The 16,766-nt window shown below is 35.8% G+C and carries 12 protein-coding genes; 2 read left to right on the forward strand and 10 right to left on the reverse strand.

Annotated elements, in window-relative coordinates; all coding sequences use genetic code 11:
- Window positions 1–37: 37 nt before the first annotated feature.
- From WH267_RS09335 to WH267_RS09380, 10 genes are all read right to left on the reverse strand, one after another.
- Window positions 38–550, reverse strand: a complete 513-nt coding sequence (locus WH267_RS09335; RefSeq protein WP_115968770.1) for a GNAT family N-acetyltransferase — start codon at window positions 548–550, stop codon at window positions 38–40.
- Between the two features lie 438 nt (window positions 551–988).
- Window positions 989–1,216, reverse strand: a complete 228-nt coding sequence (locus WH267_RS09340) for a DUF2007 domain-containing protein (RefSeq protein ID WP_123319247.1) — start codon at window positions 1,214–1,216, stop codon at window positions 989–991.
- Between the two features lie 63 nt (window positions 1,217–1,279).
- Complete coding sequence (lat, locus tag WH267_RS09345) at window positions 1,280–2,605, reverse strand: L-lysine 6-transaminase (protein WP_340007642.1); 1,326 nt, start codon at window positions 2,603–2,605, stop codon at window positions 1,280–1,282.
- A 112-nt stretch (window positions 2,606–2,717) separates the two neighbouring features.
- Window positions 2,718–4,268 carry an L-piperidine-6-carboxylate dehydrogenase gene (gene amaB / locus WH267_RS09350; protein ID WP_115968772.1) on the reverse strand — a complete coding sequence of 517 codons (1,551 nt, stop codon included), beginning with the start codon at window positions 4,266–4,268 and terminating at the stop codon, window positions 2,718–2,720.
- A gap of 339 nt (window positions 4,269–4,607) precedes the next feature.
- The gene (locus WH267_RS09355; protein WP_340007644.1) at window positions 4,608–5,990 is read right to left on the reverse strand and encodes a T9SS type A sorting domain-containing protein; all 1,383 of its coding nucleotides are present in this window, start codon (window positions 5,988–5,990) and stop codon (window positions 4,608–4,610) included.
- A gap of 165 nt (window positions 5,991–6,155) precedes the next feature.
- Complete coding sequence (locus WH267_RS09360) at window positions 6,156–6,344, reverse strand: Arc family DNA binding domain-containing protein (RefSeq protein ID WP_340007647.1); 189 nt, start codon at window positions 6,342–6,344, stop codon at window positions 6,156–6,158.
- 83 nt (window positions 6,345–6,427) lie between these two features.
- Window positions 6,428–7,294 carry an SPFH domain-containing protein gene (locus WH267_RS09365; RefSeq protein WP_123319251.1) on the reverse strand — a complete coding sequence of 289 codons (867 nt, stop codon included), beginning with the start codon at window positions 7,292–7,294 and terminating at the stop codon, window positions 6,428–6,430.
- A 440-nt stretch (window positions 7,295–7,734) separates the two neighbouring features.
- Entirely contained in the window at window positions 7,735–11,016 is a 3,282-nt protein-coding gene (ccsA, locus tag WH267_RS09370) for a cytochrome c biogenesis protein CcsA (protein WP_340007650.1), read from the reverse strand.
- 396 nt (window positions 11,017–11,412) lie between these two features.
- Window positions 11,413–12,000, reverse strand: a complete 588-nt coding sequence (locus WH267_RS09375) for a Crp/Fnr family transcriptional regulator (RefSeq protein WP_340007652.1) — start codon at window positions 11,998–12,000, stop codon at window positions 11,413–11,415.
- A 64-nt stretch (window positions 12,001–12,064) separates the two neighbouring features.
- Entirely contained in the window at window positions 12,065–12,709 is a 645-nt protein-coding gene (locus tag WH267_RS09380; protein WP_340007654.1) for a cysteine hydrolase family protein, read from the reverse strand.
- A 659-nt stretch (window positions 12,710–13,368) separates the two neighbouring features.
- On the opposite strand from WH267_RS09380, the gene WH267_RS09385 reads away from it, so the two are divergent.
- Complete coding sequence (locus WH267_RS09385; RefSeq protein WP_340007655.1) at window positions 13,369–15,957, forward strand: FtsK/SpoIIIE family DNA translocase; 2,589 nt, start codon at window positions 13,369–13,371, stop codon at window positions 15,955–15,957.
- Window positions 15,958–16,024: 67 nt separating this feature from the next.
- Entirely contained in the window at window positions 16,025–16,672 is a 648-nt protein-coding gene (locus tag WH267_RS09390; RefSeq protein ID WP_115968781.1) for a LolA family protein, read from the forward strand.
- Window positions 16,673–16,766 lie beyond the last annotated feature (94 nt).

The following is a 16,766-nucleotide window of genomic DNA, read 5'->3' on the forward strand; positions in this document are numbered from 1 at the left end:
TTTTAAAAATTCAATGAAACTTGATTTAACTTTTGGCTTAAATTATAATCTTCTCGTAAGCTTTCCTTAATCCATCTGCCAAAACCACTTCACCACAATAAGAATATCCTTTGCTTTCAAGAATTTTCAGCATGGCTATATTATCATAGTTGGTATCTACCTTAATACTCTGAATTCCATTATCTCTAGTAAAATCTTCAATATGATCGAAAAGTTTTTTAGTCATCCCCTGGCCTGCAAATTTTTCATCAATCGCTACACGATGTACAACTACAAACTCTCCATTACTTAACCAGGCTCCTTCAATTTTACTATATGCCGGCTCATCATTAAGGAGCAAAGCAGCATATACTGCAATTTCCCCATCTACGGTAAGCACATATCCGAACCCTTTCGCAATATCACTTTCTACTGTTCCAAGATTAGGATAGCCATTCTGCCACTGTGTACTTCCATCCTGCCTTCTTCTTTCAATGGATTGCTGGATGATTTCCCAAATAATATCTCTGTCTTCAATTTCCGATTTTCTTAGTTTGATTTCTGGATTCATGTTGTTGATTTTGATTAAAAAATATAGAGTTTAAAAGACTGAAATCAGAATCATTTATCTTTTTTACTGTGAGCTAAAGTCTGATTTTATTGACGCAAAGGTTTTATTTATGAAGCTTAAGATTTTAAGTAAGCAAAGTTGAAGAAGCTACATCGTTCTGCAGTTGCTTAATGAGAATCAATTTCATTGATTCCGTCTTTGCTTCCTTAAAAATATAATATAGAGTTACTAAAACTTTGTGTTAAATTTAAATCAGACCAATATAAACTCCTGTTTATCCGGACTTTAGTTCTTCTTTATAATAATGATTTTTTAAGTCACCTTTTAAACATTTAATTTTTTAATATTTAATGATTTGTTTAATTAAAAAACCGAAAATTAATTAAGTATTAATTTTCGGTTCGAAGTAGTAAAATTTAAAATTATGAAATTGTTTTATTAATTTTCACTTTGTTGAAGATATGCATCAATAATATCAAATGCTTTCTTCTCATCTTCCAGATCCACCATTACCTTTAGCGATGTTGCAGTAGGTGTTGTGGTAAATGTAAGATAGTTGTTTTCAACGGTGTTTGTAATTTGTGCATCATCCAATTTAGATTTAACCAACTGAATTTCTGAAGGGTTATCACTTTCATAAACTGACACTCTCGTACTTCTTTCCATATATTCTAATTGTTTGAGTATCTAAATGTACAATGTTTTTTTGAAAATTACAAATCTTTGTTTTTAAATTTTGTTAATATTATTTTCAATTTTGTCAAGTGCCAGTTGGATTTCTTCTTTGGTAACATTCAGATGCGGTCTGAAACGTAAAGACTGATCTCCACACGGAAGAATGATCAATCCGTCATTGAAAAGTTCGTTCATCATCTTGTTTCTGTCTGCTCCGGATGGAAGATCAATAGCACACATCAGCCCTTTACCTCTTGCATTGGAAATCTTTGAAGGATACTTATCTGCCATTGCTTTTAAGCTCTCTAATAGGAAATCCCCTACAACTCTTGCATTTTCAACAAGATTCTCTTTTTCAATAACTTCCATTACCAGTTGGAAACGAAGCATATCGATAAAGTTACCCCCAAATGTAGAATTGATTCTTGAGCTTTCTCTGAAAACGTTGTTTGGAACTTCATCAAATTTTTCTTTGTTAGCCAATACTCCACAAACCTGGGCTTTTTTACCGAAAGAAATGATATCAGGCTTAGCTGTAAAGTGTTGGAATGCCCACATTTTACCTGTAATGGCAATACCTGTCTGAACTTCATCAAAAATAAGTAAGATTTCATTGTCATCACAGATTTTTCTTAAGCCTAACAAGAATTCATCTCTGAAATGGTTGTCACCACCTTCTGCCTGGATGGGCTCAATGATGATACAAGCTACTTTATCAGGGTTCATCAGAATAGCTTCTTCAATCTGAACTAAGGCTAACTGCTCGTTCTTGATTGTTTCTGCGAGATTCTCTTCTGTAATCGGGAATGATAATTTTGGATTTAAAATTCTTGGCCACTTAAACATTGGGAAATATTGATATTTCCTAGGATCTGAAGTATTTGTCAAGCTTAAAGTATACCCACTTCTTCCGTGGAAAGCCTGCTTGAAATGAATACAGATTCCTGCTTCAGTCTCAAGTCCTTTTTCGAAGTTTTTGCGTGTTTTCCAGTCGAAACAAGCCTTCAATGCATTTTCAACACCTAAAGTTCCACCTTCAATAAAAAAAGCATACTGTAATTCTTCTGGAATAACCACTCTTTCAAATACTTCTAAAAAGTGAGCATATTCTTCTGAATAAACGTCTGCCAATGTTGGTTTGTTGACAGCCATTCTCCCCAACCATTCTGATCTTTCTACAAGATACGGGTGGTTGTACCCGATGGAAGCTGATGCAAACATAGAGAACATATCCAGGTATTCTCTGTCTGTAAGTTTATCATAAAGCCATGATCCGTGAGATTTTTCAATGTCCATCACGAAATCGAAACCGTCTGCCAACACGTGTTTTCCAACTGTTTCTTTTACTTTATTTGCTTGTATATCTAATGTGTGTTCCATAATAAATTGTTGTGTGATTTAATAAGTGAATGATTAAACGATCAAAGGCTGAGCATTTAATCATTCAGGTTATTAAGTTTTTATTGTTTTTTTTTTGCTTTAAGTAAAGCTTTTATAAATCAAATTTAATTCCCTGTGCTAAAGGAAGTTGTGCAGTGTAATTTATAGTATTGGTTTGTCTTCTCATATAATACTTCCATGCATCTGAACCAGACTCTCTTCCACCTCCGGTTTCTTTTTCACCACCGAAAGCTCCTCCGATCTCAGCACCTGAAGTACCAATATTGACGTTCGCAATACCACAATCTGAACCTGCATGAGAAAGGAATAATTCTGCTTCTCTAAGGTTTTGAGTCATGATAGCAGAAGATAGTCCCTGTGGAACATCATTCTGAATAGCAATTGCCTCTTCTAATGTCTTGTATTTGATTAAGTATAAAATCGGTGCAAAAGTTTCGTGCTGAACAATCTCATAAGAGTTTTTCACTTCAGCAACACAAGGCTTCACATAGCATCCGGATTCATAATCTTTTCCTGAAAGAACACCGCCTTCAACAACGAATTTTCCACCTTCTTTTTTACATTTCTTGATAGATTCTTCGTATTGGTTTACAGCATCAACATCAATTAGCGGTCCTACATGGTTATTCTCATCCAATGGATTTCCGATTTTCAGCTGACCATAAGCTTTTACCAATCTTGTTTTCACTTCATCATATACATCTTCGTGGATAATCAGTCTTCTTGTAGAAGTACATCTTTGTCCTGCAGTTCCCACAGCTCCGAAGACTGCTCCGATGATGGACATATTAAGATCTGCTTCTTTAGTAATGATAATTGCGTTGTTTCCTCCTAATTCAAGGATAGATTTCCCGAATCTTTCTGCTACTTTAGAAGAAACCATTCTTCCTACTCTTGTAGACCCTGTGAAAGATACCAAAGCAACTCTCTTATCATCTACCAGTTTTTGTCCGATTTCGTGGTCAGCTACCAATACACTTGAAATTCCTTCTGAAAGATTGTTTTCTTTCAAAACTTCGTTCATAATATTCTGACATGCAATGGCACAAAGTGGAGTTTTTTCTGATGGCTTCCAGATCGTAACATTACCACAGATCCAAGCTAAAGCTGTGTTCCAGGACCAAACTGCTACCGGGAAGTTGAATGCAGTAATGATTCCTACTACCCCAAGCGGATGGTATTGTTCATACATTCTGTGACCAGGTCTTTCGGAATGCATTGTATATCCCTGAAGCTGTCTTGAAAGACCTACTGCAAAATCACAGATATCAATCATTTCCTGTACTTCTCCAAGCCCTTCCTGCAAAGATTTACCCATTTCATAGGAAACCAGTTTTCCAAGATCGTCTTTATATTCTCTTAATTTTAATCCAAGCTGTCTTACGATCTCTCCTCTTTTAGGAGCCGGGATCAGCCTGAATTCCTGAAATGCCTTCTGAGCCGTTTCAATTACTTTGTCATAATCACTTTCTCCGGAAGTCTTTACTTTTGCAATTAATTTCCCGTCTGCAGGAGATACGCTTTCTATCGTCTTTCCTGAAGCGAAATATTTCCCGCCCACTGAAGTACCTTTATTTTCTTCTTTAATACCAAGGTTTTTGAGTGTTTTTTCGATTCCGAAATCCTTTACTTTTTTTGACATAAAATCTTACTTTTCGTTCTCTCTAAAGATAAAAATATTATGCGAACCTCAAAACTTTAATTTTTTAATATGTTATTTATTTGGACTAATTATAAACATGCTTATCTTTGTAGGGTAATCTTTTTGACAGTCACCAATGGAAAATTCACAAGAAAATAACTCAAAGTTTAAAAAGTGGTTCAAGCGCATGGGATGGGCAGGGTTTGCTTTTTTTACCATTAAAGGCTTGATTTGGCTCGTAATCTTCTACTTTGGAGCAGACACACTTCAGAGTTGTATAAAATAAAAAAGCAGAGAAAAATTTTCTCTGCTTTCTTTTTGTAGAATATGGATTCAAACTTATTCTTTGACTATTTTAACAGTCCTCACTTCATTTTTTGTTTTAATTTTAACAATATATGTAGCAGGAAGCAGTTCAGAAAAGCTAATTTTTAACTGAAAACTATTCACATCAGCATAGTCTTTAATCTTTTTACCACTCATTTCATATACTTCAACTCCTTCCATTTTTGAATCTAAAGAGATATTAAGTATATCTCTTACCGGGTTAGGATAAAAAGCAATGATATCATTTTTCTTAGGCAAATCTGATGTAGCAAGTACAGATTCTGCACAGTATCCTGGAATAATTGCCAAAGGATAGTGCTTTCCGCTTGAGAAGTTGCTTCCAAATTCATTACAACACTGATCTCCTGTTACCCACATGGTATTGTCATTTTTCTCAGCATATGTTGCAGCATACCCTGGGTAGACGTTTTTCCAGTCAGAATCCAAACCAATCCTGATCGGAGTTTTATAATTCAAAGTTCCATGATACCCTCCTAATTCTGACAACCCATTTGATCCCCATCCCCATAGAGTATTATCATATTTCAAAGCAACAACCTGATAGCCACCAGCTTTGATAGTTTTCCAATTATTATCGGTACCTACCTGAGTTGGGGTATAAATCTGAGCACCCCATCCACCATTTCCCATTTGGCCACCATAGTTATCTCCCCAGGCCCAAATAGTATTATCATTTTTTATTCCAAAAGAACTTTTATATCCTACGGATATATCTCTCCAATTTGTATCTGTACCAATCTGAATAGGAGTTTTTACAAACGTATTTCCAGCACCTACCTGCCCTGATGCATTGAGACCCCATCCCCAAATACTTCCATTATTTTTAAGAGCAATTGTATGGCTACCACCACCTGAAAGTTTCTTCCAATCCGTATCTGTACCAACCCTAGTCGGTACGGACACTTCAGTCTTAGTTCCTAATCCCAAACCATAATTACCATTGCTTCCCCAGGACCAAAGCTCACCGTTTGTTTTAATAGCAAAAGAAGAATATTCACTGGTCATTACAAAACTCCAATCACTGTCTGTCCCAATTTGTACAGGAACAGGTTGGTTCACATTTGTCCCATTACCTATTTGTTTATAGTTATTTAATCCCCAAGCCCAAAGAGTACCATCAGATTTAATAGCTAATGTATGATGCCTTCCCAATGAAAAATTCTTCCAGGTAGATGAAGTGATCTGTGTTGGGGAAGATGTTTGTAAATTATTTCCAAGTGCCCCATACCCCACTTCTCCCCATGTCCATAGTGTACCATCAGTTTTTATACCTGCTGTAAACCTTCCAGTTTTAGAAGGACTGAATTCTTTAAAGCATTGTGATGAAGATAGCTGCCCAAGAATGACAGTTAGGGTTATTAGTGTTTTTTTCAAAATATTTTTTTTGCAAAGATAAGTTTATAGAGTCAATATTTTGAAACACTTCGGATAATTACCGAAATTAAAGGCTTTTCTAAGATATTTTTCAAAAAAAAATAAAAAATCCGCCTTACAAAAACATGAAGACGGATTTTTAATTTCAAGCTGGTTATTTATAACTTATTCCTTCTTTTTTCTCCCGGAATTAACAAGGCTTTGATGCAGGAGATATTCAATCTGACCATTCACACTTCTGAATTCATCATTGGCCCATTTTTCGAGGAGTTTATAAGTAGACTCATCCATCCTTAAAACAAAGGATTTCTTGCCTTTATTTTCCGAAGTGTTCTGAGCTTTTTCTGATTTCATTTATTCTTGTTTATAATGCAAGATGCATGGGTTATATTCCAGACTCATCGTTTCTTTATAAATCTGGAATTTATTCATTGTTACTAATTATACAGTGTACCTGCATTCAATATAGGAGTCGCTGCTTTTTCACCGCAAAGAACCACCATCAGGTTGCTTACCATCGCTGCTTTTCTTTCATCATCAAGCTCAACGATATTGTCTTCTGAAAGCTTTTTCAACGCAAGATCTACCATTCCGACAGCTCCTTCCACGATCTTCGTTCTGGCTGCTACAATAGCAGTAGCCTGCTGTCTCTGAAGCATAGCTCCGGCAATCTCAGAGGCATATGCCAAGTGTGAAATTCTTGCCTCCTGAATCACAATTCCTGCTTTTGAAAGGCGGTCTGTAAGTTCCTGTTCCAAAATAGAATTGATTTTATCACCTCCTTCTCTTAAAGTAATAGGTGCGTGGTCATCTTCTAAATTATCATAAGGAAAGCTCATCGCCAAATGACGCACTGCCGCTTCACTCTGCATTCTTACAAAATCAGAATACCGTTCAACATCAAAAGCAGCTTTATAAGTATCTCCTACCTTCCATACCATTACCACAGCAATTTCGATAGGATTCCCCATCTTATCATTTACTTTCAGAGTCTGCCCTTGTAAGTTTTCTGAACGTAATGACATTTTCTGAGAGGAGTACAATGGATTAATAAAAAACAATCCGTTATCTTTTACTGTTCCCACATACTTTCCAAAGAAGTTTAATACCCTTGAATGGTTAGGCTGAATAATCATTAACCCTTTTAAAAAAAAACATGAAAGCAGGAAGCAAAGCATTGCTAGGACAACAAATGTAATACTCTGATCTACTCCACTGATAAAGAGGTACAATGCAGCAACAAAGAGTACCAGACAGATCACTAATGTAATATAACCCGACATGGGTTTTAATGTTTTTTCCATGATTGAATTTTTAATTTGATATTATTTTGATATCATAAAGTTAGCAGTAAATTTTGGATTCTGAATGATAAATTTTTGTTTTTTTTTGATGAGCGTGAGATCCAATGCTCAAGGTATAAAGTACACGATTATAATTTTTTTTACAATTATGAACCGAGAGCAAAAAATATAAACGCTAAGCTCACGAGTTTTTCGCAAAGTCCATAATGAAAAGGTTCACAAAGGCGTTTCACCCAGTTAAGGACGCTTTTTGCTGAACGGAGTACCGCTGCGATCGAAAAACTAACCATACTATATATTTAACCTTGCAAACATCGCGTTAAAATAAATCTTTAAAGTATTTTCATTATCTACATAAAAGAACAGTTATACTTCCATCTTTTATGCAAAAAAATCCCGGAAAGTGACTTCCGGGATTTTGAATAATATGTTGAAAAAGATTACTTCTTCGTTAAAACTTTAAACTTGAAATAAGATACAGCTGCTAAAGTAATCATTGTTGCGATTCCGATGTATACCCAAGCTGGTACTGGTACCGGATCACCTGCTGCATAAGAGTGAAGTCCGCTCAGGTAGTAATTTACCCCAAAATAGGTCATTACCATTGAACAGAAAGCAAACATAGTTGCTACGTGGAATGCCCATCTGCTTCTTAATCCTGGAACTAATCTCATGTGCAATACAAAAGCGTATACCATAATGGAAATGAAAGCCCAGGTTTCTTTTGGGTCCCAGCTCCAGTATCTCCCCCATGATTCGTTGGCCCAGATCCCTCCAAGGAAGTTCCCTACCGTTAAGGCAAAAAGACCTACCGTTAATGACATTTCAGAAACAATTACAAGCTCTTTCAATGTTGTATCATGGTGAATTTTATATGTTTCTTTGTTTGAAATGATGTAGAACACTAAAGATAGCACAGCAATAATCATCGACAGAGCAAAGAATCCATAACTTGATGTGATAATTGCTACGTGAACAATCAACCAGTAAGATTTCAATACCGGGACAAGTGGTGTAATCTGTGGATCAAGGGCTGAACCTCCGTGTGCAAACCCCATCATGATAACAGCTACCATAAATCCGGATGCAGGAATCAATGCGTTAGCATTTCTATAAAGTACTAGACCTGCCGTAATCCCTACCCACGAAATAAAGATAATAGCTTCATATCCGTTACTCCAAGGAGCGTGCCCTGAAATATACCATCTTGCTACCAGTCCTAAGAAGTGAAATAAATATCCAATTAAACCAATTGCAATAATTACTTTAATTACTTTATTTAATACTCTATTCGGTTTGAATAATTCTACAAATCCAAGCAGTAAAAGAAGTCCACCGATGATGGTATAGAAAATCAATAGTTTAAAATTGATATCCGCAGTATTCATAAATACTTCAAGGTCTACTTTGGATTGATCAGGAATTACTGCTTTCCCCCATTTCTTCTGATAGTCTGAAAGTTTTACCAATTCAGCATCTGCTTTACTCCAATCACCGGATCTTTGAGATCCGATTACTTGTGAAAAATAAGGTCCCATTACCTGCTGAGATTCCATGTCCGGTTCAAATTTCTGATCCAGCCAAGAATGCCAAGTGTGATTCGCATCATTTTTCACAGGAACAATTCTTAAGAACTGACCACTGAAAAATTCATTGAAAATCTGAACTCTTTCATTAAGTTTAATTACCTGTTTATCGTATTCAGACTGGTCTCCCGGTTTCTTGGCAAAAGCTGTATTATAGTCTCCTTCCAGGATATAAGTTAACATTCCTGTTCTCTTATCTACAGGGAATAAATTCAATAGAGAAGTATATCCTTCTTCATTAGCTTTTGTTTTTTCAAGAAGTGCTTTTCCTCCTTTTTCATCAACCTTGATTAAAGGAACTGATGTCCAGCTTTCTGTATCTGTATTGATAGATAGGAACCATTGGTTAGCATCCAGAGACTTCCCGTCTGTTCCTTTGAAACGATCACGCTTGTAAAGTTTTCTTAAAACCTCTAAAGCCTGCGTGTTCATTGGAATGATCCTTCCTTCGAAGTTCTGAACCAAAAGGTAACCGAATTTCTCTGCGTGTTCTTTGCTGATCTTATTTTTACCAATGATTTCATCAGCTGAAATGGTTCTCATTTTCCCCATTGGAGAAGCTAATGAGTTTTGTCTTATCTCGCTATCCTGAGATGTTTGAGTTTGAGCTTGAGGAGCAGGTGCTGCATGCGTATGCCCATCACCTTCTACGTGTACATGTTCTCTGCTTCCGTCAGTAGTTCCATGCGTTTCGATTTTTTGAGCATTCAGCCCAAAGCTTAAGAATAATAAAAGTACTGCTGCTGCTTTCTTCTTATTAACGTCTTTCAGCATTTTATTTAATTTCCAGAAGTGTGTTCCTTTCCAGAAGAAGATCACAAACATTCCTAAGAATAATAATCCATACCCGATATAAGAAACTAAAGTTCCCCAAAAATCGTGGTTTACAGATAATACTGTTCCCATTCTGTCCGGGTCAAAGCTTGACTGGAAGAAACGGTATCCTTTATAGTTTAGAACGTGGTTCATATAGATTTTATAAGGCGTTTCTTTTCCTTCGTCTACAATTTTGATGTGGCTTTCATAAGCACTTGGAGAACTACTTCCCGGATATGTTTCCATTACGAAATCATCCAGTTTCAAGGCAAATGGCGTGTTGTATACTTTTGGACCGTATCCAACCATGATGTTTAATCCGTCCATCGTGATTTGCTTATAAGCATTTGGATTTCCTCTTTCTACAGAAAGATCAACCAACTGCTTTGTTTTTGGACCTTGAAGCTCGATCTGAAGCATGTCAGGAACACTAGCGTCCTTCTTTCTATCACCTTCAATAGCCATCAGTTTACCCTTTTTAAGACCTTCAGGTACTACAAGTTTTAGTTCATTGATGCTATATAAACTTCTCAATACTAAAGGTTGAAACACATCTTTTGCAGTATTTCCGGTAGCCTGCGTTGCCATAGTCATGTAGCTTGCATCCACCGGAGTCTTGATGAATAATTTACCACCTTCATTTTTGAATTCAACAGCTCCGTCAATGGGTCTGTTAAAGGTTACCAAAGTTCCGTTAATGGATTTTGTATCACCGGCTTTGATATAGATGTTCTGTCTTCCGGTTTTTCCTGTTGAAACCAGGTGAAGATATTCAGTTCCGTTAGGTTCAGCCAGTAAGCTGTCTTTTTTTCTTTGAATATATTCTTTTGCAAAGATCTTCACTTCTTTTCCGTGGAAATCGTAAGTGGCATTAAGATCTTTGTGAAGTGGAGACATCAAATAAGGAATATCCTGATAGTTAAGGACATCTCCTTTTTCCTCGATCTGGATTTTAAGGAAGTTTTTATCCGTTACAATTTCATTGGACGTTTCCCCTTCTCTGATGTGCATTTGCCCCTCAAAACTGATATATCTTGTGATGGCACCACCAATAAAAATGAAAATAAAGGCAAGGTGAAAAACCAAAACCGGCCATTTATCCTTTTTCCACAGTCTGTATCTTCCGATATTCCCTATGAAGTTAACGATAAGCAGCACCATAATGAGTTCAAACCATTTTGCCTCATAAATTAATGCTTTTGCTGTAGGAGTTCCGTAGTCGTTTTCTAAGAACGTTGCATAGGCCATTGCGAATGCGTACACCAGTAACAATACAGCCATTGTCCTGGTTGAGATAATAATATCCTGGAGCTTCTTCATGATTTATATATACTTGACATGCAAAAATAAGGATGATAAACCATAAAGAGCTGAAAAAAAGCTGTTTTTTGTCATTTTGATCGCTGTTTTTGTTATTTTGAATCGTTCTTAATAATATTAGAGTTATTATGAAAAAATCAATTTTTAAAACCGAAAAAATAAAGATTTATAATGCCTATATCAGCGATTGAAGACTTCTATTTCTAAGCCTTTATTTAAGAAAAATCAGGACAAGCAATAAAGTATATCTTTTTTGACTCATAATGATTCTGAACTAATTTTTTTGAGTTAAAAAATCGTTTCATTTAGCTTTTTAGGAAAGACTAATTTAAAACGCGTAACCTAAAAGACGACAAATAACTGATAAGCAATATCTTATAATAAATAATTACTCATCTATTTTTCCAGAGATATTCTTTTCCTTATTTTGCTTAAAAACTCATGCGTAATTCCAAGATAAGAGGCAACCTGTTGTTGGGTAAGTTTCTGCTCAAGTCCGGGATATTTTTGTAGAAATTCAAGGTAACGCTTATCTGCTGTTTTTCCTGTTAAAGAAAGGATTCTTCTCTGCAATGCTACCGAAGCCTGCTGATTCATCATTCTAAAGAGTTTTTCAGTCTGAGGCATCGTTTCATAAAGTTCAGTCTTATCTTTCTTTGAGATCATCAATACCTTGCTGTCCATAAGGGCTTCGATATTCAAAATACTTGGAACATCATTAATCAGACTATCAATATCAGTAATCCACCATCCTTCTACAGCAAAATAAAGAGTCTGTTCAAATCCGCTTTCGTTCAGGTAATAGATTTTAAAACATCCATCCAGAACGAAGCCTTCAAAGAGACAGTAATCACCTTCCTTCAAAACCACTTCCTTTTTTTTGAAATTTTTCAACTGGAAAGGAGCAGAAAAATAACTGAATTCTTCCTCTGAAAGATGAATATACCGGCTGATATTTTTATAAAGCAGATTGAACATGATCATATTTAACAAAAATAAAGATACCAATATTACTGATATCTTTATTCATTCATAAAGCAGACAAGCGTTATTTTCCTTTTACAAAATCCTGTGTATTGACAACACTGGCGTAAAGGTTGCCCAATGCGGATATACCAGCCAGAAAAGATTTCTGTACCTCTGATGCTTTTACAACCTGCCCATTAAGCTCCCTGTCTCTTGTAGCAGTAGCATCACCAATAATGATATTGTTGAAACCCAAATCAAAAGATGCTCTTGTTGTAGATTCTACACAGACGTCCGTCATCATCCCTGCAATAACCAGATTTTTAATTTTTTCTGATTGCAGATATTTCAACAGATCAGTATCTCTGAAACTATTTGGAAAATGTTTTTCAATCACTTTCTCACCAATCGAAGGGGAAACCAATGCATGTATTTCTGCTCCTGAGGTTCCCGGTAAAAAGAAAGCAGCGCCTTCGTTTGTTGAAATATGACGAATATGAATAACGGGAAGATCGTTTTTCCTGAAATATTCCAAAACCTGTTGAGCGTTTTTACCAGCTTGTTCAGCTCCTTCCAATGTCATTTTTCCTCCTGGAAAGTAATCGTTTTGTACGTCGATAATTAATAATGCAGTGTTTTCCATTTTTCTTTTTTGTTGTGCGTTCATTGATATCAGTGATAATAGAGCCAGACATAAAGTCAGCGTGCTTTTCAATAGATTTTTCATTGCTTAAATTTTATATGACAAAATTATCAGTCCTAAAGCTTCTAACCTTTGAACTAGTTCAAAAAAACTCACTGATTACAAAATAAAAACCGAAGGAAGGCCCTCCGGTTTCAAATTTATTTTATTTCCAATAACTCCATTTCAACCCATCAAATACAGCTATAGTTTTACTCACTGTATCATAAGTTCCTGATAGTTGCCAAGTCGCTAAGAGGGGTTGAATATAGAAATTAATGAAAAGTGAAAAATTGATACCGTTAACTTTTCTTCATCTACAACACCTGTTAAAGCAATGAAATAATAGGTTCTAAAAAGTACTTAATTTTATGCAGATCACGAATATAGGAAATACTTTTTTCAATTTAAGATGACATCATGGCTTAAATAATCAATGTTTTTTGCAGAATTTAAAGTTATGCTCCACGTTTTTTTGAAAAATTATAAAGAAATACAGATCAATTAATATAATTTAACAGCTCTGTATTTGGATAAACAAAAAAAATAACCCTATTTTTATTTCAGACAATATTTATAACACAAAATATTTTTTAATCAACTTTAAATAATAGTAGTAAAAAGTGGGCATTACAAAATGTTTTTTGAAGAAAAAAGATTCTTTTTAGTATTGAAAAAACATTAAATTTGCCACATTGATATTTATGGATAAAAAGACACAAAAAAAACCGACTGAATCGCCTGAAAAAGGCAGAATTTTATCTAAGCCACGCATATTTTTCGGGCTTACTTTTATACTGTTCTCCGCTGTACTCGCTTTATCATTCATTTCCTATTTAATGAACTGGAAAGCAGACCAAAGCCAGGCAGGAACTATGCTGGACAAGAGTATAAAATCTTCAAACATTTTCGGTAAAGCCGGAGATTGGTTTGGAAATATTTTCATATTTGAAAGCATTGGGATAGCTTCATTCATTATAGCATTTTTATTTCTTGTTGTGGGAACTATGATCCTTAAAAAGAAGATGTTTAAGCCATGGAAAACGATTGGCCATTCCCTGTTTTTCATTTGTTGGTTGCCTATCTTTATGGGTGCACTTACCAAAGGACAAGGAGTTTTGGGAGGCGTTTACGGATACCAGATTATGGATTACCTAAATGCCATTATCGGATCTGTAGGTCTATGGACTGTATTGGCGGCCAGCATCCTGTTATATTTCATTCTTGAATTTAATCTTCGTCCAAGTTCAATCAAGGCAAAACTGACTAAGATTAATGAAAATACCATCGAAAAAGTAAGATCCATGATGCCAGATTCTGATGAGGACTTTAAAGCTGATGAAGAATTAAAAGAAGAAGGAGACGAAACTGAAATTGAGGAAGCAGAAGCTCCCAATGTTACAGTAAGCGATATTACAAATAATAATCCGATCAGTAAAGTTAAAGAGCCTGTAAATGTACCAAAAGGGTTCCCGGAAATTCAGCCGGCAAGTTCTATAGAAACAATTACAACTCCTAATCATACTTCATTTGATAATGAACCTAAGGAAGTTTCTGAGCCTGTCAGCTTAAACCTTTCTACAAAACCGACAATTCCGGTTTCAAGCCCGGAGGATGCTTTTGACATCACACCTTCTATTCCTGTTCCTGCTCCAGTACCAGTAGTTCCCGTAACACCTGTTCCAGCAGAAAACATTAAGTTTAATGTAGAGGTAGCACCAGTAATTGATATTTTGGATGATTCTGACAAAAAATCTCAGGAGCTGGTAGAAAAACATGGTTTATATGACCACAAATTGGATCTTCCTAATTTCCAGATGCCACCTGTTGAACTACTGAAAGATTACGGGAACGAAGAAATTTCTATCAACAAGGAAGAATTAGAAGAAAATAAAAACAAAATCGTTGGACTTCTGAAGAACTTCAACGTAGGAATTGCAGAGATCAAGGCAACTATTGGCCCCACTGTTACTTTATACGAAATTGTACCGGAAGCAGGAATCCGTGTAGCGGCTATTAAAAAACTACAGGATGATATTGCATTGAATCTTTCTGCTTTGGGAATCAGAATTATTGCTCCGATGCCAGGAAAAGGAACAATTGGGATTGAAGTACCAAGAAAAAATCCTACTATGGTTTCTATGCGTTCCGTGATTGGGTCTCATAAATTCCAGAATACAGACATGGATCTTCCGGTGGTTTTCGGAAAGACGATTTCCAACGAGATCTTTATGGCTGACCTTTCAAAAATGCCTCACTTACTGATGGCAGGAGCAACAGGGCAGGGTAAATCTGTCGGGATTAATGCGATCCTTACTTCCCTACTCTACAAGAAGCACCCAAGCGAACTGAAATTCGTAATGGTTGACCCTAAAAAGGTGGAACTTTCTTTATATTCAAAAATAGAAAGACATTATCTGGCAAAATTACCAGATGCAGAAGAAGCTATCATTACGGATACCAATAAAGTAATCAATACCCTGAACTCTCTTTGTATTGAAATGGACACCAGATACGACTTGCTTAAAAATGCTTTCTGTAAAAACCTGAAAGAATACAACAAGAAGTTCGCAGAAAGAAAATTAAACCCTGAAAACGGACACCGTTTCCTTCCTTATATCGTATTAGTAGTAGATGAGTTTGCAGATTTGATCATGACCGCTGGAAAAGAGGTGGAATTACCAATTGCGAGACTGGCACAGCTTGCCAGAGCCGTAGGAATTCACCTTATTGTTGCTACACAGAGACCATCTGTAAACGTAATTACGGGTATGATCAAGGCCAACTTCCCTGCAAGAGCTGCCTTCAGAGTAATCTCAAGTGTGGATTCAAGAACGATCCTTGATTCTCCGGGAGCAGATCAATTGATTGGTAAAGGAGATATGCTTTACTTCAATGGTAATGAAATCTTAAGACTTCAGTGTGCTTTTGTAGATACTCCGGAAGTAGAAAGACTTGCAGAGTTCATTGGAGAACAGAAAGGATATTCATCTGCCTTACTTCTGCCGGAATATGTTTCAGAAGATGCTAACAGCTCTTCTGTAGGTTCTTTTGATCCTAATGAAAAGGATGCATTATTTGAAGAAGCTGCAAGAATCATTGTTTCTACCCAACAGGGATCTACTTCAATGCTTCAGAGACAATTGAAACTGGGCTACAACAGGGCCGGAAGAATTATGGATCAACTGGAGGCAAGTGGTATCGTAGGAGGCTTTAACGGAGCTAAAGCAAGAGAAGTTCTTATTAGTGATCTTCATTCTTTGGAACAGTTTTTGGAAGATCTGCGTAGTTAAAGGGAAAAAAGCAAAAAGCTTTGCCCTTGAAAATTTAAAATTATCTAAAGATTATTAAATAAGAAAAATGAAGAATATTATTTCAAAAGTTATATTGGGAAGTTTTGTGGTAGGTGCAGTAGGTATGGCCAATGCTCAGAAAATAGACGCAAAAGCTAAAAAGATATTGGATGACATTACAGCCAATTACAATTCTAAAAAGAATTCTTACTTCAAATTTTCTTTTGGAACAGGACTTAACGGACAGGTTAACAAAACAGAGCCTGGTATCTACTATACTGCAGGAGATAAATATAAGCTGAAGATCATGGATACAGAACAGATCTTCGATGGAAATAAAATCTATAACATCAATGCTGATGATATGGAAGTAACCATCGCAAAACCTAACGGAAGTACGACCATGTTCTCCCCTATTAATTATCTTACGACCTACAGAAACGAATACAACGTAACTTATAACGGTAAGAAGACAGTAAATGGTGTAAGTACAGATTTCATTAAACTGACTCCTGTAAAGGCAAACGGAATTCAATTTGTATATCTTTTTGTAGACTCTGCAAAAAAACAAATGGTAAAACTGGAACAGTATGGAAACAACAAAGATGTTGCAGTAATTGCTATTAAAGAATACAAGGAAAACCAGAATCTGGATCCTAATATGTTTGTCTTTGATAAGAATAAGTTTAAAAACTATATAATTACAGAACTTTAAAAGCTGAATATCAAAAGGGTGAATCTACCTTTTCATAATTTCGCTTCAGAAAAAAAATAACAAAATATAAAAGCCGCAAGTTTGCGGCTTTTTG

The organism is Chryseobacterium sp. MYb328 (genome assembly GCF_037572595.1).
In the GTDB taxonomy this organism is placed as follows: Bacteria; Bacteroidota; Bacteroidia; order Flavobacteriales; family Weeksellaceae; genus Chryseobacterium; species Chryseobacterium pennae.